A 20,609-nucleotide genomic window follows, 5' to 3' on the forward strand; every position below is an offset into this window, starting at 1 on the left:
CACCCCGTACCAGGAAGGTGTCCGTCACCGTGGAAACCGCCGCCCGGACCGCCCCGGCAGTGATTGTCGCCATCGACGGCCCCTCCGGCACGGGCAAGTCGAGCACCTCGAAGGCCGTCGCCGGACAGCTCGGCCTCAGCTACCTGGACACCGGCGCCCAGTACCGGGCGATCACCTGGTGGATGGTGAACAACGGCATCGACCTCACCGACCCCGGCGCCATCGCCGCCGTGGCCGGGAAGCCGGAGATCCTCTCGGGCACCGACCCGTCCGCGCCGGCGATCACCGTCGACGGGACCGACGTCTCGGGCCCGATCCGCACCCAGGAGGTCACCTCCAAGGTCAGCGCGGTCAGCGCCGTGCCCGAGGTGCGCACCCGCATCACCGAGCTGCAGCGTGCCATCGCCGCGGCCGCCGAGGGCGGCATAGTGGTCGAGGGCCGTGACATCGGCACGACCGTGCTGCCCGACGCCGACCTGAAGATCTTCCTCACCGCCTCCCCGGAGGCCCGCGCGGCCCGCCGCAGCGGTGAGCTGAAGGGCGCCGACGTCCACACGACCCGCGAGGCCCTGCTGAAGCGCGACGCGGCCGACTCCGGCCGCAAGACCTCCCCGCTCGCCAAGGCGGACGACGCCGTCGAGGTGGACACCTCCGACCTCACGCTCCAGCAGGTCATCGAGTGCGTCGTCACCCTGGTCGAGGAGAAGCGGGCGGCCAAGTGACCGACGCGCCTTCCGCACGCGGTGCGGAGATCGGGCGCCGTATCGGCGTCGGCCTGATGTACGGGCTGTTCAAGCCGAGGGTCCTGGGTGCCTGGCGGGTGCCCGCGAGCGGCCCGGTGATCCTCGCGGTGAACCACTCGCACAACATCGACGGCCCGATGGTCATGGGCGTGGCCCCCCGGCCCACCCACTTCCTGATCAAGAAGGAAGCGTTCGTCGGCCCGCTCGACCCCTTCCTGCTGGGCATCGGCCAGGTGAAGGTGGACCGCACGACCGCCGACCGCACGGCGATCACCCAGGCCCTCGCCGTCCTGAAGAACGGCGGCGTGCTCGGCATCTTCCCCGAGGGCACCCGCGGCGAGGGCGACTTCGCCTCGCTGCGCGCGGGACTCGCCTACTTCGCCGTCCGCGGCGGCGCGCCGATCGTCCCGGTCGCCGTGCTGGGAAGCACGGAGCGGCGCGGACGGTTGACCAAGGCGCTGCCTCCGCTGCGCATCCGGGTCGACGTCGTCTTCGGCGACCCGTTCCAGGCGGGCGACGGCAGCGGACGGCGTACGCGCAAGGCGCTCGACGAGGCGACCGTGCGCATCCAGGGCAGGCTCGGCGCCCACCTGGAAAACGCCAGGCGTCTGACCGGACGCTGAGCGACACTCGAGTAGTGGACCGCCCGGTACGGGGGGCCCACCGATCACCACGATGAACGACGAGGTACGGACTTCATGAACGACCACATCCACTCCGAGGGATCGGGCGAGGAGCACGACCACGGGGCGCTCGGCGACGCCGAGTACGCGCAGTTCATGGAGCTGGCCGCCGAAGAGGGCTTCGACATCGAGGACGTCGAGGGCGCGATCGAGGAGGCCGGTCACGGCCCGCTGCCCGTCCTCGCCGTCGTCGGCCGCCCGAATGTCGGCAAGTCGACCCTGGTGAACCGGATCATCGGCCGCCGCGAGGCCGTCGTCGAGGACAAGCCGGGCGTCACCCGTGACCGCGTCACCTACGAGGCCGAGTGGGCGGGCCGCCGCTTCAAGGTCGTCGACACCGGCGGCTGGGAGCAGGACGTCCTCGGGATCGACGCCTCCGTCGCGGCGCAGGCCGAGTACGCGATCGAGGCGGCCGACGCCGTCGTCTTCGTCGTCGACGCCAAGGTGGGCGCCACGGACACCGACGAGGCCGTCGTACGGCTGCTGCGCAAGGCGGGCAAGCCCGTCGTGCTGTGCGCCAACAAGGTCGACGGCCCGAGCGGCGAGGCCGACGCCTCCTACCTGTGGTCCCTGGGCCTCGGCGAGCCGCACCCCGTCTCCGCGCTGCACGGCCGCGGCACCGGCGACATGCTGGACGCCGTCCTGGAGGCGCTGCCCGAGGCTCCCGCGCAGACCTTCGGCGCCGCGGTCGGCGGTCCGCGCCGCATCGCCCTCATCGGCCGTCCGAACGTCGGCAAGTCGTCGCTGCTGAACAAGGTGGCGAACGAGGAGCGCGTCGTCGTCAACGAACTCGCCGGCACCACCCGCGACCCGGTCGACGAGCTCATCGAACTCGGCGGTGTCACCTGGAAGTTCGTCGACACGGCGGGCATCCGCAAGCGCGTCCATCTCCAGCAGGGCGCCGACTACTACGCCTCGCTGCGCACGGCGGCCGCCGTGGAGAAGGCCGAGGTCGCCGTCATCCTGATCGACGCCTCGGAGAGCATCTCCGTGCAGGACCAGCGGATCGTCACCATGGCCGTCGAGGCGGGCCGCGCGATCGTGCTGGCGTTCAACAAGTGGGACACCCTCGACGAGGAGCGCCGCTACTACCTCGAGCGCGAGATCGAGACCGAACTCCTCCAGGTCGCGTGGGCCCCCCGGGTCAACGTCTCGGCGCGCACGGGACGCCACATGGAGAAGCTGGTCCCGGCGATCGAGGCGGCCCTGGCCGGCTGGGAGACCCGCGTCCCGACGGGCCGCCTGAACGCCTTCCTCGGCGAGCTGGTCGCCGCCCACCCGCACCCGATCCGGGGCGGTAAGCAGCCCCGCATCCTCTTCGGCACCCAGGCGGGCACCAAGCCGCCGCGGTTCGTGCTCTTCGCCTCCGGCTTCATCGAGCACGGCTACCGGCGCTTCATCGAGCGCCGGCTGCGCGAGGAGTTCGGCTTCGAGGGCACGCCGCTCCACATCTCCGTACGTGTGCGGGAGAAGCGCGGCGCCAAGAAGAAGTGACAGCGGCGAACGGCCCCTCCGGGACCCCTCACGGGGTTCCTGGAGAGGCCGTTCGCATGAGGTGGCAGCGGGCGTGGGTCACAGACCCCGGCGCGGCCCGGGGGGCAGCGCCGCGGGCACGTGGTGCATCCCGGACGTGTGCAGCCGCGCGATCGGCTGCCAGACGGGGGCCGCCCGGCCGGCGGAGTGGTCCTGCCGCTGTTCGGGGCGGCCGTCCTGGGCGCCCCCGGTCCTGGAGCGGTCGGAGACCGCCGGGAGGGTGGCGAGATGCCCGGTCGCGTGCTGGGGGGCGCCGTGACGGGGCTGATACCCGTCGGAGCCGTACGAGGACGAGCCGTACGAGCCGTACGGGCCGAGCCCGAAGGCCGTGAAGCCGAGGTCCTCCTCGCCGCTGCGGTCTCCCGGGAGGGTCTTGAACCCGCTGCGCCACTCGGAACAGAGGGCGTCGTAGATCGGCGTGGCCGAGCGGCCGCCCGCGGGTTCCGGTGTCAGGGGAGTGTCCCCGGCCCGGCTTCGCTGGAAGGCCGGGGGGCGCATGGCCGGGATCGGCGACGGGTACGGCTGGCGGCGGGGGGCGTCGTATGCGTGCACGTACGTGCCAACGACCCCGCCGCCCATCGGATGCGGTCACGGCGCGCTCTCGGCGGGTCGGCCCGTGACGTCGGGTGTTCCCGCCGGCGGCCGGGCGGCCTCAGGTGCCGGCGAGCGGCAGCGCGGCGGCGACCAGCCGGCCGTTCGCCGCGGCCTTGTCCAGCGCGTCGCGCAGCAGGTCCTCGCGGGGCTGCCGGCCGATCGAGCCGACCGGGGCCGCGAACAGGAGCACCTGCTGGAGCTTGTTGGCCGCGGTCCGCCAGCTCTCGGCGACCTGGAGCGGCTGGTGCGCCTGCCACCAGGCGACGGGGGAGCCGCCGCCGGTGCCGGGCTGCAGCACGGCGTGCAGCTGGCCCATGGCGAGCAGCACGGACCAGCCGGGCAGCACGGACGGCACCGAGGACAGCTGGGTCACGGGCAGGAAGCCCTGCTCGATGAGGAGCGGCAGGAAGTCGTCCCCGGTCCCGGTCGAGCCGGGGCGCGCGATGGGGCCGGTCGGTTCGACGACGAGGGCCGGGTGCAGCTCGCCGTTGATGAGGACGAGCCCGCTGGTGACGCCGAGCACGGCCTGCTCGGGGGCGGCCTGGCCGGGGCCCTCCTCGACGGCGATGGAGCGCACGGCGCCCTGCAACTGCTCCTCGGTGACCTGGACGACCTGGGAGGGCAGGCAGGTGGCGTGGGCGAAGGCGAGGACGGCGGTCTCGTCGCCGATGAACAGGACGGTGCTGGTCCGCTCCTGTTGCGAGTCGCCCGGGGTGCGGCAGGACGTGCAGTCGTAACCGCCCGGGGCGTTGTCTCCGGCGAGCAGCCGGTCGGCTTCTTCGTCGCCGATCTCGGCGCGTACGTCGTCGCTGACGTCGAGCATGCGCGGCACGGGTGGCTCCCTCGGGATGTGGTGCGTGACGATGCCGGGTGGCTCCCGGCCCATGAACGCGGGGGGTCCCCGGCTCATGAAGAAGACAACGGGTGATCTGTGGCCGGAGTCACGCCCGGAAGCGAACGGAATCGAACCATCCGACGCTCCGGGTGAAGCCGCGGGCGGAATGTGCCCTTCCGCGTCAACTCCATCTGACGCGGGAGGAGTTGAGGAGTCGAGGTGTCACAGGAGGTAGCGGACCCTGTGAAGGAGGGGTCGACAAATCAGGAAATCAGGGAATGAAGCGGGTGGCTGGAAATGGTCGTTGCAGGGCGTCCGTGCGGCGGCTTCGCGCCGGACTGCGACGGAGCGCGGCCCCGGCCGGCCGTGAGCCCCCCGCGTCGACCGCGCACCGCTGCGCCGTAGTCGGCGGCCGGGCCAACCCCGGAAGGGCGGCGGGAGTTGTGCCGTGGCGCACACCCTTCGCGGTGAAGCGGCCGTCTCACCTGCCGTGTTGCAGGGCGCGGCGAAATGGTTCCCCGAATCGGCTATCGATGGCGCAACTGTTCGGAAACAGGATGGTGATGACGCCCAACCATTCCCAGGAGTCCCTGGTCTAACCATGCGGTAGGCGGACGAGCCAGGGGATTCGGGGACGCATGCATATTTCTTTCCTCATACACAACGCTTATGGCATCGGGGGGACGATCCGGACGACGTACAACCTGGCCGACACGCTCGCCGAGCAGCACGACGTCGAGATCGTCTCCGTGTACCGGCACCGCGACGAGCCGGTGTTCACGCCGGGGCCGAACGTCCGCGTACGCCACCTCGTCGACCTGCGGGAGAAGAACCCCGGATACGACGGGGACCATCCCGAACACCGGCGCCCGGCCCGGGTCTTCCCGCGCGGCGAGGGCCGCTACGGCCAGTACAGCGCCCTCACCGACCGGCGCATCGCCGAACACCTCGGCTCCGTCGAGGCCGACGTCGTGGTCGGCACCCGGCCGGGACTCAACGTCCATCTGGCCCGCCAGACCCGCCGGGGCCCCCTCCGCGTCGGCCAGGAGCACCTCACGCTCGACAGCCACTCCCCGGCCCTGCGCACCGCGCTGCGCGGCGTCTATCCGAGACTCGACGCGCTCACCACGACCACCGAGGCGGACGCCCGCGCCTACCGCCGCAGGATGCGGCTGCCCGGCGTCCACGTGGAGGCCGTGCCCAACCCCGTGCCGGCACCCGGCATCGAGCCCGCGGACGGCTCCGGCAAATGGGTGGTGGCGGCCGGACGGCTCGCCCCGGTGAAGCGGTACGACCTGCTGATCCGGGCCTTCGACCGGGTGCGCGCCCAGCGGCCGGACTGGCGTCTGCGCATCTACGGCGGCGGCCGGCAGAAGGACAGCCTGCGGGCCCTCATCGACGAACTCGGCCTGTACAACCACGTCTATCTGATGGGCCCCGCCAACCCCATCGAGCCGGAGTGGGCCAAGGGCTCCATCGCCGCCGTCACCTCCAGCCTGGAGTCCTTCGGCATGACCATCGTCGAGGCCATGCGCTGCGGACTGCCCGTGGTCTCCACGGACTGCCCGCACGGACCCGGCGAGATCATCGACAACGGTGTCGACGGCCGCCTCGTCGAGGTCGGCAACGTCGAGGCCATCGCCGCCGGACTCCTGGAACTCATCAACGACGACGCGCTGCGCCTGCGGATGGCGGAGGCCGCCCTCAAGGACTCCGAACGCTTCGACCCGGCCCGCATAGCCGAGCGGTACGAGTCGATCTTCACCGGCCTCGGCGCACACGGCCGTGCCTCGTTCGGCGGCCGGATGCGGGGCTCGCTGCACCGCACCCGTGGAGCGCTGCTCGGCAGCGCGTACGCCGTCAGGGCCGCCGGTCGCACCGCACTCGGAAAGGGGCGCACCGCATGATGACGCTCGCTCCGCAGTCCACGAACGAGCACTCCGGACAGGACACCGCGATGCCGCCTCGCGCCGACTGCGTCGCGGACTCCGCGGGCGGCCTCACCTTCGACGTCACCGAGACGGGCGAGCCCGGATCCGCGACACTGGTCCTGCGCAGCCGGGACGGCCGGGCGGACGTGAACCTGCCGCTGACCCCGGCCGGGGACGGCCGGCTGCGCGCCGCGCTGCCCAGCGGCGTCGCACTGCCCGAGGGCCGCTGGGACGCCTACGCGCGGGTGGCCGACGGCGAGCCGCAGCGCCTGCTGCCGGGCGTCAACGACCTGCGTTCGCTCGTCGACCGCGTGCCCACCGCCTCCCGGGGCCACGTCGCCGTCCGCATCCCGTACGCCACCAAGCACGGGAACCTGTCCGTCCGCAGCTGGCTGCGCGCCCCGCACGCCGAGGCGGGCGAACTGCGCATCTCGGACGGCACCTTGAGTGTGAGCGGACGGGTCTACGGCACCGGGTGCGCCCCCGGCGCCCGCGCCGAGCTCCGCCTCCGGGGCGCCGACGGATCCCGGACCCGGCTGGGCGCCGACGTCACGGCGGACCGGGCGGAGTTCGGGTTCACCGTCGACTACCGGGCCCTGCGGCCCGGCACCTGGGACCTGTGGCTGCACCCGGCCGGCGAGGACGGCCCGGAACTGCGGATCGCGCGGCTGCTCGACGACGTCGCCGACAAGAAACCGATCTTCACGTACCCGAGGACCGCCGTGGATCTCGCGGACGGCGGCCGGGTGGAGGCCGGGCCCTACTACACGAACGACAACGACCTGTCGGTCGCCGTCGCCGCGGCCGAGCGCTCCACCCCGCAGGACACGCAGGCCGCTCAGACGGACTGACGGCCCCGGCGGGGCCGGGCCCCCGCCCCCGCGGAGCACTCCGCCCTCGCGGACCGTGGCTGTCCGCGAGGGCTGGCAGACTCGCGCCCATGATGGAGACCTCGGCACGACTGCTGCGTCTGCTCTCCCTGCTGCAGGCCCACCGCGAATGGTCCGGAGCCGCCCTGGCGGACCGTCTCGGGGTCACACCCCGCACCGTCCGCCGCGACGTCGACCGGCTGCGCGAGCTCGGCTACCCGGTGAACGCCAGCCCCGGCACCGGCGGCGGCTACCACCTCGGCGCGGGCGCCGAACTGCCGCCGCTGCTCCTGGACGACGACGAGGCGGTGGCCGTCGCCGTCGGTCTGCGCACCGCCGCGGGCCAGGGCATCGAAGGCATCGGCGAGAGCTCCGTACGCGCCCTGGCCAAGCTGGAGCAGGTGCTGCCCGGCCGGCTGCGCCGCCGGGTGGGCGCGCTCAACGCCTTCACCGTGCCGATGCTGCGCGGCCCGGGGGCCTCGGCCGTCGACCCGTCCGTGCTCATCGAACTCGCCAACGCCTGCCGGGACTCCGAGCGGCTGCGCTTCGAGTACCGCGCCCACGACGGCTCCCCGGCCCGCCGCACCGTGGAACCGCACCGGCTGGTCTGCACGGAGCGCCGCTGGTACCTGGTCGCCTGGGACGTCGACCGCGACGACTGGCGTACGTTCCGCGTCGACCGGGTCACGCCCAGGCCGCCGCACGGACCGCGCTTCACGCCGCGCACCCCGCCGGCCGACGACCTGGCCGCCTACGTCTCCGAGGGCGTCTCCATACGGGCTTACGCCGAGCACGGCGTGGTCCGGCTTCTGGTGCCCCTGGAGGAGGCCGCCGCGCGGATCTCGCCCTCGGCCGGGACGCTGGAGGCGGAGAGCGAGGACACCTGCCTGCTGCGTACGGGGGCCGCGAGCCTGGACGTGATGGTGATTCACGTGGTGCTGATGGGGTTCGAGTTCGAGGTGCTCGAACCCGCCGGGCTGACCGGGGCGGTCGGGGCCGTGCGGGACCGGCTGTCCCGCGCCCTGGACCGGGGGCATACGGACACCGTGTGCTGAAGATGTGTCTTTCCTGTGCCGTCCCTGCCGCCCGCCTCGAAAGGGGGTCTGCCGGCCGATGCCGGAAGAAAGGTTTTCCCGGACGGTATGCCCGGTCGAATTCACAGGAGTTCCCCCGCCGCGGCGGCGAGTGCCCGCGCATTCCGTCCCGGCTTCGGAAATCCGGGCACAACCGCCCGTTCGTGTGAAGGAGTTCGGCCGTGACGGGTGTCGTGGTGCTGTGACAGAAGCGTGACCGGGCCGGTACGGGTCACGCATCGTGGCGGGCCCCGCCGTCACCGGCCGGGCGTCTTGGCGCGGGAGCCCGGGCCTCCCCGGCCGGATTGGCCGTAGCGTAGGGACATGGCACCGATTCCCTCTTCTCCCGCAGAGCCCCAGGACAGCCCGGACGCCTATGTCGGACTGGACGCGACCAGCGCCGAGCACCGTGCCCGGGAGCGGGGCTGGTCCACCGTGCGCTCGCTCCGGCCGGGCACGGTGATCACCATGGAGTACCGCGTGGGCCGGCTGAACTTCGAGGTCACGGACGGCAGGGTGACCCGCTGCTGGAAGGGCTGACCACGCCCGCCGCCGGAGTCAGGCGTCCGCACGCGGTGAGGGCCCGGCATCCTCGGGATGCCGGGCCCTCACCGCGTCGTCGGCCACGGGGCTGATGTGTGCGTACCGCCCCGCGGTGGAGTGCTCAGCCGCCGGTCAGCGGACGGGCGGCCGAGGTGGTGCCGCGCGGCATCCGGTCGGCGTGCGGCGGCCGGCGGCTGCCCGCCGGTGTCACCGGGGTGCGCTCGCCGCGCGTGGTGTGCGGACCCGGGGCCAGGTAGACGGCCTGACGTGAGGTGCGGGCGGCGACGGTCTCGCGGGCCGGGGCGTCCCCGTCCGGTGACGCGGACCGGTTGAGCAGGACGGGCGCCGTGGCCGGAGAGGCCGCGGGGACGGGCGCGATGACCGCACGGCGGCGGCGCCAGGCGTCGCGCACCGCGAAGATCCCGGCCTCGGCCCGGGCGATCAGCGGCTCGAACCAGGGCAGCGCCAGCAGGATCAGCAGGCCCGCGGCCCAGCCCAGCACCACGTCGCTCAGCCAGTGCGTACCGAGATAGACCGTGGTGAGGCCGACACCGAGCGAGGTGACGGCGGAGAGCGCGGACAGCCAGCGCCGGGCGCGCCCGGTCGAGGCCAGATAGGCCAGGATGCCCCAGGTCACCACGGCGTTCGCGGTGTGCCCCGAGGGAAATATGTCGCCGCCCAGCCACATCTCGTTCGCGCCGATCGTGGTGGCGTAGTGCGGACCGAGGCGGCCCATGCCGATCTTCGCGGCGCCGACCGTGACGTTCAGCAGCAGGAGCGCGGCGCCCAGCGTCAGCAGCGGACGGAGCGTGTGCTGCCGCCAGGAGCGCCAGCCCAGCCAGGCCGCGACCATCACCGCCGTCGGACCGCGCTGGCCGAGCACCACGTAGTAGTCGAGAAAGGCGTGGATCTCGGGCCACTGCTGGTAGGGCCGGAAGAACATGACCTGCCAGTCGAGGCGCACGAGCCACGACGTGATCAGTACGGCCCACACGATCGCCAGGTAGAAGGCCAGGGTCGCGGAGAACAGCACGACCCTGTGCCGGCTCATCTTCGGCACATCGATGTGGGCCGGTCGTTCCGGCTCACGGTCCAGCCGGGCGAAGACCCGGTCCAGACGGATGAGGTTTCGTTCGGTACGCACCCAATCGACGTTACAGCGAGTGAGCTGTGTTCCACGCCGTATCGCTGTCTTTGTGATGACGATGTGATGTGGGATTGCTCTCAGAACGGCGTTTATTTCTGCGGATTACGGAATCGGGGCGCGGCCCCGCCTTCAATTCCATTGATCGTTGTCGGGGGCCGTTTTATCGGCCTTATCAATTCGTTCACCGAATGCCCGGGACGAATTCTCCGCACGCTCACCCTCCGCGATCCCGGGCGGGTCACGGCGGTCCCGAGCCGTTCAGCCAGAACGCCCCGTAGAGCGCCGACGCCACCGCGACGCCCGCCACCACCGCCACCGGCCTGCCCGTGCGCAGCCGGGCCAGGGCCACCGCGAGCGGCAGCAGAAGAGGGAAGGCGGGCAGCAGGAGACGCGGCTTCGAGCCGAAGTATCCCGACGCGCACAGGGCCAGTGCGGTGACGATCCCCGCGTACACGAGCAGCGGGAGGGGCTGGCGCTGCCGTACGCAGACCACGTACAGCCACCCGAGCGACGCGACCCCCACGATCAGCCCGAGGCCGGCCAGAGCGCCGGGCGCCGAGGTGAACCTGGAGCCGACGAAGCGGGCGAAGGCGTACCCGCCGTCGAAGCCGTTGCCCCACCCGGCCTGCACGTCGAGATAGCCCAGCGGGCCCCCGCCCGTGCGGTGGCCGACCCACAGGACGTACCCGGCGGTGCCCAGCGGCGCGAGCGCCATGCCGAGAGCGCGCCGGGCCGCGGAGGCGCCCTCGGCCCGCCGGCCCCTCCGGTCCGCCGCGAACGAGGCGATCGCCGCCACCCAGAGCGCGGCGACCACCGCGGCGCCCACCGGCCGGGTGAGTCCCGCGAGGGAGGCCAGCACGCCGGCCGTCGGCCAGTGTTCGGTCAGCACGGCGTACAGCGACCAGGTGGCGAGCGCCGTGAACAGTGACTCGCTGTACGCCATCGACTGCACGATCCCGACGGGGAGCACCGCCCACAGCAGCGTGGCGCAGACACCGGCCCGGCGGCCGTACAGGTGGTCCGCGACGGCGAAGATCCCCCAGGCCGCGGCCGCCGACGCGACGGTGGCCACCAGCAGTCCGGCATCGGCGGTGGAGAGAGGGAGGACCGTCGGCAGCAGCCGCTCCAGCCAGGGCAGCAGCGGGAAGAAGGCGAGATTCGAGTGCACGTCGCCGTTGGGCAGCCGGACCTCCCAGCCGTAGCCGTGGCCGGCGACGCGGGTGTACCAGAGCGAGTCCCAGCGGGCGGTCAGCAGGGTGTGCGCGCTCTTGCCGTTCGCCGCGCTCCACAGGGCCAGGACGAGGACGCCGAGGGCGCGGACGGCGGCGTAGCCGAGGAGGGCGGGGGCCGCCCGGCGTATCCCCGGGGGAGAGGGGGGCGCGGGGGGCGCGGCAAGATCGGTCACGGGCTCGATTATCCGGGGGCGGCCGGGCAGGTGACCGGCGCGAGGGCGGGTGCGCCGGGCGAACGTGAGGTGCGACACGTGGGTGTGGCCGGAACTCGCGTACGCTGGCGCTCACTCGCCTTTGTTGCGTGGGCGTCGGGAGACACCGCTCCTCCCCGCCACGGCCGCTGGGAGTCCCCACCCCGCGGCTTCGCCGAACGCGAGGGATCTCTGGGAGGTACGTACATGTCCGGGACGACCACGGCCGCCGCGTGTCGCCGTCGGGAGGCCGGGGCCGGTGCCAACCGCTGGGTCGTCCTCGTGGTGCTGTGTGTCAGCCTGCTCCTGGTGGCCCTCGACGCCACCGTGCTGCACGTCGCTGTGCCCGCCGTCACCGAGGACCTCAGGCCCGGCGCGATAGAACTGCTCTGGATCGTCGACGTCTATCCCCTCGTCTGCGCCTCGCTGCTGATCCTCTTCGGCACGCTGGGCGACCGGGTCGGCCGCAGACGCGTCCTGCTCCTCGGCTACGCGCTCTTCGGCGTCGCCTCCGCGATCGCGGCCTTCGCCGGGAGCGCGCAGGTGCTGATCGGGGCGCGTGCGCTGCTCGGTGTCGGCGGCGCGATGATCATGCCCGCGACGCTGTCGATCCTGCGCCAGGTCTTTCCCGACCGGCGTGAGCGCGCGCTCGCCATCGGCATCTGGAGCGCCGTCGCCGCCGTCGGCGCGGCGGTCGGACCACTGCTCGGCGGCTTCCTCCTCGAACACTTCTGGTGGGGATCCGTCTTCCTCGTCAACATCCCGCTGATGCTGGTCAGCCTGCCCGTGGGACGCCGGCTGCTGCCCGAGTCGAAGGGCGAGCGGAACGGCCCCTGGGACGTGGCCGGCGCGCTGATGGCCGCCGCCGGTCTGTTCGGCGTGGTCCTCGGCGTCAAGCGGCTCGGCGGCGGCGAGGCGCCGCTCAGCCCGTTCACCCTGGTACCGCTGCTGGCGGGCGGTGCGCTGCTGGCCGGATTCGTACGGCGGCAGAAGCGGCGCGCACAGCCGCTCGTCGACCTCGGGATGTTCGCCAGGCCGGCGTTCAGCACGGCGGTCGGCTGCATCGTGCTGGCCATGCTCGCCCTGGTCGGACTCGAACTGATCGCCGCCCAGTACCTGCAGCTCGTGCTGGACCTGTCGCCGCTGGAGACGGGACTGCGGCTGCTGCCGCTCACCGTCGCGGCGATGGCGGCGGGCCTCGCCGGGGCGAAGACGCTGCGGCGGTTCGGTCCTCGCGCCATGGTCTGCTCCGGCTTCTGCCTCACCGCGGCGGCCGTCGTCACCCTCACCGCGATGGGCCCGCACGACAACACCGGCCTGCTGCTCCTCGGTTTCGTGCTGCTGGGCTTCGGCCTGGAGACGACGCTGTTCGGCGCGTACGAGTCCATGCTCAGCGAGGCGCCGGCCACCCAGGCGGGCGGGGCCGCGGCGATCGGGGAGACGTCCTACCAGCTCGGCGCCGGTATCGGCATCGCCCTCCTCGGCAGCGTGATGAACGCCGCGTACGCCCCCGGGCTCGCCTCGGTGCCCGGGGTCCCCGCGGCGGACTCCGACGCCGCCGGGCACTCGCTGGGCGAGGCGTACGAGGTCGCCGCGCGGCTCGGCGGCGCGCCGGGCGCCGCGCTGCGGGCCGCAGCGCGGGACTCCTTCGTGCACGGACTGCACGTCACCCTGCTGGTCAGCGCGGGCCTGCTGCTCCTCGGGGCGGTGATGGCGCTGCGGCTGCCGCGGGTCATGGAGTGCGGTGCGTCCGTGCCGGGCCCGGCGGAGATCCCCGCGCCCCGGGAGGCGGCCCCGTCCCGGGTCTCCGCGTAGCGTCCGCTCCCGGGTGCCCGCGCAGCCGCGCGGGGGCCGGGGGCTCTGGACTTGGGGGGAGACCGCGTCGTAACGTCCCTCGAGTCGCCTGTGTGACTAGCGGTGCTAGTTTCACCGTGCTGGTCCCTACCGCCCCGGAGGCTGCCCCATGTCCGCGTCCTCGAAGCTGCCGCCCTTCGACCCCGCCGATCCGCTGGGTCTCGACGACCTGCTGGAGCCCGAGGACCTCGCGATCCGCGACACCGTGCGGTCCTGGGCGGAGGACCGGGTGCTGCCGCACGTCGCCGAGTGGTACGAGAAGGGCGAGCTGCCCGGCATCCGGGAGCTGGCCAGGGAGCTCGGCGGGATCGGCGCGCTCGGGATGTCGCTGTCGGGGTACGGCTGCGCCGGCGCGAGCGCCGTGCAGTACGGGCTCGCCTGCCTGGAGCTGGAGGCCGCCGACTCCGGCATCCGCTCGCTCGTGTCCGTGCAGGGCTCGCTGGCCATGTACGCGATCCACCGGTTCGGCTCCGAGGAGCAGAAGCGGACCTGGCTGCCGCGGATGGCGGCCGGCGAGGTCATCGGATGCTTCGGTCTCACCGAGCCCGACCACGGCTCCGACCCGGCGGCCATGCGCACCTTCGCCAAGCGCGACGGCGGGGACTGGGTGCTCAGCGGACGCAAGATGTGGATCACCAACGGATCGGTCGCCGGCGTCGCCGTGGTGTGGGCGCGGACCGACGACGGCATCCGCGGTTTCGTCGTGCCCACCGACGCCCCCGGGTTCTCCGCACCCGAGATCAAGCACAAGTGGTCGCTGCGGGCCTCCGTCACCAGCGAACTCGTCATGGACGACGTACGGCTGCCCGCCGACGCCGTGCTGCCGGGGGTTACCGGGCTGAAGGGGCCGCTCAGCTGCCTCTCGCACGCCCGCTACGGCATCGTGTGGGGATCGATGGGCGCCGCGCGCGCCAGTTTCGAGGCGGCCGTCGCGTACGCGAAGACGCGCGAGCAGTTCGGCAGGCCGATCGGGGGCTTCCAGCTCACCCAGGCCAAACTCGCCGACATGGCGGTCGAACTGCACAAGGGGATCCTGCTGGCGCACCACCTGGGGCGCCGCATGGACGCGGGACGGCTCCGTCCCGAACAGGTCAGCTTCGGCAAGCTCAACAACGTGCGGGAGGCCATCGACATCTGCCGCACGGCGCGGACGATCCTCGGCGCCAACGGGATCTCGCTCGAGTACCCCGTGATGCGGCACGCCACGAACCTGGAGTCGGTGCTCACCTACGAGGGCACCGTGGAGATGCACCAACTGGTGCTGGGCAAGGCGCTCACCGGTCTCGACGCCTTCCGGTGACCGGGGTCCGTGTGACCGGCGGTGCGGAAGGCATGGCCGGTGAGCGGCCCTGCCTCAGCTCTGGTTGAAGAAGCCGCCCGACTGACGGTCGGCCTCGCCGCTGACGATCTCCGTGTTGGCCGGGGTCAGCAGGAAGACACGGGTCGCGACGCGCTCGATGGTGCCGCGCAGCCCGAAGGTCAGGCCGGCCGCGAAGTCGACGACACGCTTGGCGTCGGCGGGTTCCATGGCCGTGAGGTTCATGATGACCGGGACACCGTCCCGGAAGAGCTCGCCGATGCCGCGCGCGTCCCGGAAGCTGTCCGGGGTGACCGTGCCGATGCGGCGGCCCGTCTCCTGTGCCGCGTCGGACGCGACCTTCACCCGCGGGTCGGTGACCCAGGCATCGCCGGAGTCCTGCCCCTCGGCGTAGTCGTCGTCGTAGTAACGCTCGTCATCGTTGTCGTCGACGAGGCCAAGCCAGGCACTCGCCTTGCGCACCGATCCCATGGACGCCTCCTCTCACAGCGGTCATTCTTGCTTTCCGCATTCCCCATGGTCGTCCATGATGCGGATGTCGCGCCAAGTGGATTGACGCCGCGCGGGGGTTTCGTGACGGTACTGGTGCACAGCGCGTTCGTCGAGGGCCCGCGCTCCCAAGGGTTATGCCGTATACGGGTGCTGACTGTGAGTGAAATATGATTCTTCACGGCGTACGGGTGAGAGACCGTGCGTACGGGTGAAGTCCCGGACCGGTACGATGCCGCGGCTCAGCGTTGTTGACGAGGCACGGGGGAGTGTCGTGTTCGGAATAGTGAGGCCCTGCAGTCACCGGCTCGGTGAAGGACTCAAAAGCCAGTGGATGGCGCACCTGTGCGGACTGTGTCTCGCACTGCGCGGCGACCACGGCCAGTTCGCCCGGGTCGTCACCAACTACGACGGCCTGCTCATCTCCGTCCTGACGGAGGCTCAGGCCGGGGGCGACGCCGCGGGAGGGCGGCGTACGGCCGGGCCGTGTCCGCTGCGCGGGATGCGCACCGCGTCCGTGGCGCAGGGCGAGGGCGCCCGGCTCGCCGCCGCCGTCTCCCTGGTCCTGGCCTCCGCGAAGGTCCGCGACCATGTGGCCGACGGGGACGGTCTGCTGGCGCGCAGGCCGGTGGCGCTCGCCGCCCGCCGGGTCGCCGCGAGCTGGGGCAGGGCCGGCGCCCGCACCGGTCTCGACGTCGGTTTCGACACCGCCGTGCTCGTCGACGCGGTGGACCGGCAGCTCGGCATCGAGACGCTCGCCGGCCTTGGCACCCCACTGCTCACGGTCACCGAACCGACCGAGACGGCGACCGCCGCGGCCTTCGCGCACACCGCGGTCCTCGCCGGCCGCCCCGGCAACGCCGAGCCGCTCGCGGAGGCCGGACGGCTCTTCGGGCGGCTCGCGCATCTGCTGGACGCCGTCGAGGACCGCGAGGCCGACGCCGCCGCGGGCGCCTGGAACCCGCTGACGGCGACCGGTACGTCCCTGGCCGAGGCCCGCCGCCTCGCCGACGACGCGCTGCACGGGATCCGGCTGGCGCTGCGCGAGTGCGCGTTCACCGACGGCAGGCTGGCGCACATGCTGCTCGCGCACGAGCTGAAGCGGTCGGTGGACCGCGCCTTCGGGACGGCTGCCTGCGGCCACGCGCCGGAGGACTCCTTCGGCCCGCCGCAGCAGGGCGGCCCCTACGGCCCGCAGGGTCCGTACAGCCCTCAGGGTCCGGCGGGCGGCGGCAACCCCTTCGGCGGCAACCCCTTCGGCGGCGAGCCGCCGCGGCCCGGCAAGCGCGGCTTCTGGGCCGGGTGCGCGGCCGCGATCGGACTCTGCTGCACCTGCAAGGTGTGCTGCGCCGACGAGTTCGAGGGGCCGTGGTCGCGCAAGAAGCGTGAGGGGGGCTGCGGCAGCTGCGACTGCGGCTGCGACAGTGGCTGCTGCGAGGCCTGTTCCTGCTGCGAGTGCTGTGAGTGCCTTTCCTGCTGCGACTGCTGACGCACGGACCGCGCCCGCCTGGCGCGGACGGTGCCCGCCCCCGGCGGCGCGGCCGGCGGCGGCCCGGAACCGTACGGCCGTCGTCCAGGCGGGTGACGCGTCGGGCCGCCGTGGATCCGCCGCGCCCGCCGAGTCGCCGTCGCGCTCACCGAGGCGGGGGAGCGCGGCGTGCCGCGGCCGTGCCGCCGTTCGGCGTCCGGGCTGGCGGAGGCCGGGGGGACGGGTAAGGGTGGGGCGCATGACGACGGAAGCATCCGAGTGGAAGCTGTGGCACGAGGACCGCACAGCGACGGTCTCCGCGCCCCACGGACCACTCGCCCTCACCGGTACGCACTGGCTCCCCGACTATCCGGAGGGTCGACTTCCGGACATACCCGGCCGCTGGCGCGAGACCCCCGAGGGAGTGGTGCTCACCGCTCACGCCGACGACGGTCTCACCCTCGACGGCGAACCCTTCGCCGGTGAGACACGGCTGGCCGAGGACCCCGGCCCCGCGGCCGAGGCCCGTGTCGGCCACGGTGAGCGGCGGTTCGTCGTCCTCGTCCGCGACCAGGTCCCCGGCGTACGCGACTTCGACCCCGCGGCCCCCGCGCGCAAGGCGTTCAAGGGCATCGAGGCGACGGCGTACGACCCGCGCTGGTCGGTGCCGGGGCACTTCACCCCGTACGGGGAGAGCCGTACCGTCCGCGTCGAGAACGCGGACGGACGGGAGCGCGGCCTCGGGCTCGGCGGCGTACTCGCCTTCGAGCTGGAGGGGCAGGACCTCACCCTCCAGGTGACGGTCCGGGACGACGGTTCGCTCTGGGCCGTCTTCGCCGACGCCACCAGCGGGGACAGCAGTTACCGCTTCCGGTTCCTGCGGCCCGCCGCACCCGACGGCGAGGGGAGCACGACGGTGGACTTCAACCGCACCCTGCTCCCGCCGTGCGCGTTCGCCGACCACTTCGTCTGTCCGCTCCCGCCCCCCGGGAACACGCTGGGCGTGGCCGTCGAGGCGGGAGAACGCGGACTGCTCTGAACCGTACAGAGCGGCCCGTACCCGTACAGAGGAACGCGTACGGACAGAAGTCGTACAGAAGCGCCCGCCCCGAGTGTCCGTACGGAGAAGCGGTACGGCGCTTCAGTACGACGAGTGGCACCACGTATTCGCACGTAATCTGCACATTCGTGCCCAGGGGGACCAACTCCCTGGGCACCTGCGTAAGTTGAATGCTGCACGGCTGAAAGGCGCTCTTGCGTCCGCCGGTCGCGCGGCCGAATACTCCCCCCAGCGCTTGTCAGGGGCACGGCGTGTCCGGAAATCGGACGGAGTCCCCTGGCTGCGCCTCACGGGCCCCGACCCCACGCGGGCCCCCAACTTCCCCTCGGGAGGACGAGAAGTGAGGATCAAGCGCACCACCCTTCGCGGCGGCGTGGCGAGACGGACCCGGCTGATCGCCGTCGGTACCGGACTCGTGGCCGCGGCAGCGTTCGCGGTCCCCAGCGCGAACGCGTCGGACACGGGCACCTTCAGCGCCAACCAGCTCAGCGGCGTCAGCGACTCGGTGCTCAAGGCCGACGTCGCCGGCACCGCCTGGGCCGTCGACGCCAGGACGAACCGTGTCGTCGTCACCGTCGACAGCACCGTCTCCAACGCCGAGATCGCGGAGATCAAGAGGGAGGCGGGCAGCGATGCCGGCGCCCTCACGATCAAGCACACGGCGGGCAGGTTCAGCAAGCTGATCTCCGGCGGCGACGCCATCTATGCGAGTAGCTGGCGCTGTTCGCTGGGCTTCAACGTCCAGGACGGCAGCGGCAACTACTACTTCCTGACCGCCGGGCACTGCACCGACGGCGCGGGTACCTGGTGGTCCAACTCCGGGCACTCGACGACGCTCGGTTCGACCGCCGGATCCAGTTTCCCCGGCAACGACTACGGCATCGTCCGCTACACCAACAGCTCGGTCACCAAGTCGGGCGCCGTGGGCAGTCAGGACATCACCCGGGCGGCCACGCCCTCCGTCGGCACCACCGTCTACCGCCGCGGCTCCACGACCGGTACGCACAGCGGCCGCGTCACCGCGCTCAACGCGACGGTCAACTACGGCGGCGGTGACGTCGTCTCCGGACTCATCCAGACCACGGTCTGTGCCGAGCCCGGCGACTCCGGCGGTCCGCTGTACGGCGGATCCACCGCGTACGGACTGACCTCCGGCGGCAGCGGCAACTGCAGTTCCGGCGGTACGACCTTCTTCCAGCCGGTCACCGAGGCCCTGAGCGCCTACGGAGTCCACGTCTACTGACGGCCGTCACGCGATCCGCACGACCCGTACGGGATGCGCCGGCAGGACACGTACCCCGTACGGCCCGCACCACGTACGACACGCAGAACACGTAGGAGGGCGTCCGGCGCCGGACCCCCTCCCGCGGCCTGACCGCGGCCGGCGGCAGGCGGGCCCCCGTACGGCAACCGCCGTGCGGGGGCCCGCTCATGTCCGCGTCCGGCGGGCGGACCCGAGGGGAAACCGGTCGGCGCGGGGGCGATTTCAGGACAGGACTAGTCCTCACTCGCTGCGCAGGGACCGTGCCCCTGGGGTGTTTGCAGAGGGAACGCGCGGGGTGCGACCACGGGCGGCCAAGGCGTAGGGAGCGCACGTCGGTTGCTGTACGCGCGTCCTGAAGTCGACCTTGTGTGCGCCCTCGTGGCGTCGGAATAGTGGGCCGCACACAGTTGGCATGGACGCGGCTTTTTGTTGTGAGCCGGGTCCGTCGCCGCACGCCTTCCGGTCGGAGGGGTCCCCACAACCTCCCCGGCCGACCCCCCACAGGAGGACGTAACGTGAAGCACCGACGCATACCCCGGCGCCGTGCCGCAGCGGCAGGTGCGGGCATCGCCGCACTGGTGGCCGCGGGTGTCACCTTCCAGACTGCGAACGCGAGCGAGAGCGCGCCGTCCGCGGCGCCCGAGACCCTCTCGGTGACGGCGGCCGGAAAGCTCGCCTCGACGCTCGGCGAGGACCTCGGAGCCGACGCGGCCGGGACGTACTACGACGCGAAGGCGAAGAACCTCGTCGTGAACGTGCTCGACGAGACCGCCGCGAAGACGGTCGAGGAGGCCGGCGCGAAGGCCCGGATCGTCGAGAACTCCCTCGCCGAACTGAAGAGCGCCCGTACGGCGCTCACGAAGGACGCGACCATCCCGGGCACCTCGTGGGCCGTCGACCCGGCGGCCAACAAGGTCGTCGTCACCGCGGACCGCACGGTCTCCAGGGCCGAGTGGGCCCGGCTGGACAAGGTCGTCGACTCGCTGGGTGCCACGGCGGAACTCCAGCGCACGAAGGGGGAGTTCAAGCCCTTCATCGCGGGCGGCGACGCCATCACCGGCTCCGGCGGGCGCTGCTCGCTCGGCTTCAACGTGGTCAAGGGCGGCCAGCCGTACTTCATCACCGCCGGACACTGCACCGAGGCGATCTCCACCTGGTCGGACTCGAACGGCGAGGAGATCGGGACGAACGAGCAGTCCAGCTTCCCGGACAACGACTTCGGTCTGGTCAAGTACACCTCGGAGGTCGACCACCCGAGCGAGGTCGACCTCTACAACGGCTCCACCCAGGCCATCACCAAGGCGGCCGAGGCGACCGTGGGCATGAAGGTGACCCGCAGCGGTTCGACGACCCAGGTGCACGACGGCACGGTCACCGGCCTGGACGCCACCGTGAACTACGGCAACGGCGACATCGTCAACGGGCTCATCCAGACCGACGTCTGCGCCGAGCCCGGTGACAGCGGCGGCTCGCTCTTCTCGGGCGACTCCGCGATCGGTCTCACCTCCGGCGGCAGCGGCGACTGCACCTCGGGGGGCGAAACGTTCTTCCAGCCGGTCACCGAGGCGCTCTCGGTCTTCGGCGCCGAGATCGGCTGACGGCCTCTCCCGGTCCGGCACTAGGGTCTTTCGTTTGGATCAGGCCGGATCAGGGAGCGGGGCTTGGTGCCGTGCATCGCAAGGCGGAGGAGGGCGACATGGCGGAGCCATGGCAACCGACGACAACGCGGCGAGGTGCGGTGCCGGGCCCCGCGAGCCCGGCATGATCCAAACGAAAGACCCT

The 20,609-nt window shown here is 72.4% G+C and carries 17 protein-coding genes and 1 pseudogene; 13 read left to right on the forward strand and 5 right to left on the reverse strand.

Annotated elements, in window-relative coordinates:
- Positions 1 to 29: 29 nt before the first annotated feature.
- From cmk to der, 3 genes are all read left to right on the forward strand, one after another.
- Positions 30 to 722: a (d)CMP kinase gene (gene cmk, locus ACFY93_RS02960; protein WP_391353029.1), complete on the forward strand. Its 693-nt coding sequence runs from the start codon at positions 30 to 32 to the stop codon at positions 720 to 722.
- A complete protein-coding gene (locus ACFY93_RS02965) occupies positions 719 to 1,366 on the forward strand; it encodes a 1-acyl-sn-glycerol-3-phosphate acyltransferase (RefSeq protein ID WP_391353030.1) in 648 nt (215 codons plus the stop codon). The genes cmk and ACFY93_RS02965 overlap by 4 nt, the downstream gene beginning before the upstream one ends.
- A gap of 75 nt (positions 1,367 to 1,441) precedes the next feature.
- Positions 1,442 to 2,920 (forward strand): ribosome biogenesis GTPase Der, encoded by a 1,479-nt coding sequence (gene der, locus ACFY93_RS02970; protein ID WP_391353032.1) that lies wholly within the window; start codon positions 1,442 to 1,444, stop codon positions 2,918 to 2,920.
- Between the two features lie 78 nt (positions 2,921 to 2,998).
- On the opposite strand, the gene ACFY93_RS02975 is transcribed toward der, so the two are convergent.
- Positions 2,999 to 3,457 (reverse strand): hypothetical protein, encoded by a 459-nt coding sequence (locus ACFY93_RS02975; protein ID WP_391353033.1) that lies wholly within the window; start codon positions 3,455 to 3,457, stop codon positions 2,999 to 3,001.
- A gap of 154 nt (positions 3,458 to 3,611) precedes the next feature.
- The gene (locus ACFY93_RS02980; RefSeq protein ID WP_391353035.1) at positions 3,612 to 4,385 is read right to left on the reverse strand and encodes a hypothetical protein; all 774 of its coding nucleotides are present in this window, start codon (positions 4,383 to 4,385) and stop codon (positions 3,612 to 3,614) included.
- A 641-nt stretch (positions 4,386 to 5,026) separates the two neighbouring features.
- On the opposite strand from ACFY93_RS02980, the gene ACFY93_RS02985 reads away from it, so the two are divergent.
- The 4 genes and pseudogenes from ACFY93_RS02985 (at position 5,027) to ACFY93_RS03000 (ending at position 8,801) form a co-directional block, all read left to right on the forward strand.
- The gene (locus tag ACFY93_RS02985) at positions 5,027 to 6,295 is read left to right on the forward strand and encodes a glycosyltransferase (RefSeq protein ID WP_391353036.1); all 1,269 of its coding nucleotides are present in this window, start codon (positions 5,027 to 5,029) and stop codon (positions 6,293 to 6,295) included.
- A complete protein-coding gene (locus ACFY93_RS02990) occupies positions 6,292 to 7,170 on the forward strand; it encodes a hypothetical protein (RefSeq protein WP_391353037.1) in 879 nt (292 codons plus the stop codon). Before ACFY93_RS02985 ends, ACFY93_RS02990 begins: the two co-directional genes overlap by 4 nt.
- 89 nt (positions 7,171 to 7,259) lie before the next feature.
- A pseudogene (locus ACFY93_RS02995) lies at positions 7,260 to 8,219 on the forward strand (helix-turn-helix transcriptional regulator); the annotation flags it as partial.
- A gap of 366 nt (positions 8,220 to 8,585) precedes the next feature.
- A complete protein-coding gene (locus ACFY93_RS03000; protein WP_391353038.1) occupies positions 8,586 to 8,801 on the forward strand; it encodes an I78 family peptidase inhibitor in 216 nt (71 codons plus the stop codon).
- A 124-nt stretch (positions 8,802 to 8,925) separates the two neighbouring features.
- Here the strand turns inward: ACFY93_RS03000 and ACFY93_RS03005 are convergent, their stop codons facing one another.
- Together ACFY93_RS03005 and ACFY93_RS03010 are read right to left on the reverse strand one after the other, a co-directional pair.
- Entirely contained in the window at positions 8,926 to 9,948 is a 1,023-nt protein-coding gene (locus ACFY93_RS03005; RefSeq protein ID WP_391353039.1) for a phosphatase PAP2 family protein, read from the reverse strand.
- 241 nt (positions 9,949 to 10,189) lie between these two features.
- Positions 10,190 to 11,356, reverse strand: coding sequence for a glycosyltransferase family 39 protein (locus ACFY93_RS03010; protein WP_391353040.1), 1,167 nt, complete (start codon positions 11,354 to 11,356; stop codon positions 10,190 to 10,192).
- Positions 11,357 to 11,581: 225 nt separating this feature from the next.
- On the opposite strand from ACFY93_RS03010, the gene ACFY93_RS03015 reads away from it, so the two are divergent.
- Positions 11,582 to 13,189 carry an MFS transporter gene (locus tag ACFY93_RS03015; protein WP_391353042.1) on the forward strand — a complete coding sequence of 536 codons (1,608 nt, stop codon included), beginning with the start codon at positions 11,582 to 11,584 and terminating at the stop codon, positions 13,187 to 13,189.
- A 148-nt stretch (positions 13,190 to 13,337) separates the two neighbouring features.
- Positions 13,338 to 14,528 carry an acyl-CoA dehydrogenase family protein gene (locus ACFY93_RS03020; protein ID WP_391353044.1) on the forward strand — a complete coding sequence of 397 codons (1,191 nt, stop codon included), beginning with the start codon at positions 13,338 to 13,340 and terminating at the stop codon, positions 14,526 to 14,528.
- 54 nt (positions 14,529 to 14,582) lie between these two features.
- Here the strand turns inward: ACFY93_RS03020 and ACFY93_RS03025 are convergent, their stop codons facing one another.
- Positions 14,583 to 15,017 carry a cell division protein SepF gene (locus ACFY93_RS03025; protein ID WP_391353046.1) on the reverse strand — a complete coding sequence of 145 codons (435 nt, stop codon included), beginning with the start codon at positions 15,015 to 15,017 and terminating at the stop codon, positions 14,583 to 14,585.
- Positions 15,018 to 15,309: 292 nt separating this feature from the next.
- Between ACFY93_RS03025 and ACFY93_RS03030 the strand changes: the two genes are divergently transcribed.
- The 4 genes from ACFY93_RS03030 to ACFY93_RS03045 all read left to right on the forward strand — a co-directional run bounded on the left by ACFY93_RS03030 (position 15,310) and on the right by ACFY93_RS03045 (position 20,425).
- On the forward strand, positions 15,310 to 16,524 hold the full coding sequence (locus ACFY93_RS03030) for a DUF5685 family protein (protein ID WP_391353048.1): 1,215 nt from the start codon (positions 15,310 to 15,312) through the stop codon (positions 16,522 to 16,524).
- A 238-nt stretch (positions 16,525 to 16,762) separates the two neighbouring features.
- Positions 16,763 to 17,542 (forward strand): DUF1684 domain-containing protein, encoded by a 780-nt coding sequence (locus ACFY93_RS03035; RefSeq protein ID WP_391353050.1) that lies wholly within the window; start codon positions 16,763 to 16,765, stop codon positions 17,540 to 17,542.
- Positions 17,543 to 17,903: 361 nt separating this feature from the next.
- Complete coding sequence (locus ACFY93_RS03040) at positions 17,904 to 18,806, forward strand: alpha-lytic protease prodomain-containing protein (protein WP_391353052.1); 903 nt, start codon at positions 17,904 to 17,906, stop codon at positions 18,804 to 18,806.
- A 536-nt stretch (positions 18,807 to 19,342) separates the two neighbouring features.
- Positions 19,343 to 20,425, forward strand: coding sequence for an alpha-lytic protease prodomain-containing protein (locus ACFY93_RS03045; RefSeq protein ID WP_391353054.1), 1,083 nt, complete (start codon positions 19,343 to 19,345; stop codon positions 20,423 to 20,425).
- The last annotated feature ends 184 nt before the right edge of the window (positions 20,426 to 20,609 follow it).

Origin of the sequence: Streptomyces sp. NPDC008313 (assembly GCF_042956125.1) — a bacterium.
Lineage (GTDB): Bacteria > Actinomycetota > Actinomycetes > Streptomycetales > Streptomycetaceae > Streptomyces.

What these genes read in the sequence shown, in the direction of transcription:
- der (WP_391353032.1), top strand. Translation starts at nt 1,442, where the DNA reads ATGAACGACCACATCCACTCCGAGGGATCGGGCGAGGAGCACGACCAC.
- ACFY93_RS02975 (WP_391353033.1), bottom strand. Translation starts at nt 3,457, where the DNA reads ATGCGCCCCCCGGCCTTCCAGCGAAGCCGGGCCGGGGACACTCCCCTG.
- ACFY93_RS02985 (WP_391353036.1), top strand. Translation starts at nt 5,027, where the DNA reads ATGCATATTTCTTTCCTCATACACAACGCTTATGGCATCGGGGGGACG.
- ACFY93_RS02990 (WP_391353037.1), top strand. Translation starts at nt 6,292, where the DNA reads ATGATGACGCTCGCTCCGCAGTCCACGAACGAGCACTCCGGACAGGAC.
- ACFY93_RS03000 (WP_391353038.1), top strand. Translation starts at nt 8,586, where the DNA reads ATGGCACCGATTCCCTCTTCTCCCGCAGAGCCCCAGGACAGCCCGGAC.
- ACFY93_RS03015 (WP_391353042.1), top strand. Translation starts at nt 11,582, where the DNA reads ATGTCCGGGACGACCACGGCCGCCGCGTGTCGCCGTCGGGAGGCCGGG.
- ACFY93_RS03020 (WP_391353044.1), top strand. Translation starts at nt 13,338, where the DNA reads ATGTCCGCGTCCTCGAAGCTGCCGCCCTTCGACCCCGCCGATCCGCTG.
- ACFY93_RS03025 (WP_391353046.1), bottom strand. Translation starts at nt 15,017, where the DNA reads ATGGGATCGGTGCGCAAGGCGAGTGCCTGGCTTGGCCTCGTCGACGAC.
- ACFY93_RS03035 (WP_391353050.1), top strand. Translation starts at nt 16,763, where the DNA reads ATGACGACGGAAGCATCCGAGTGGAAGCTGTGGCACGAGGACCGCACA.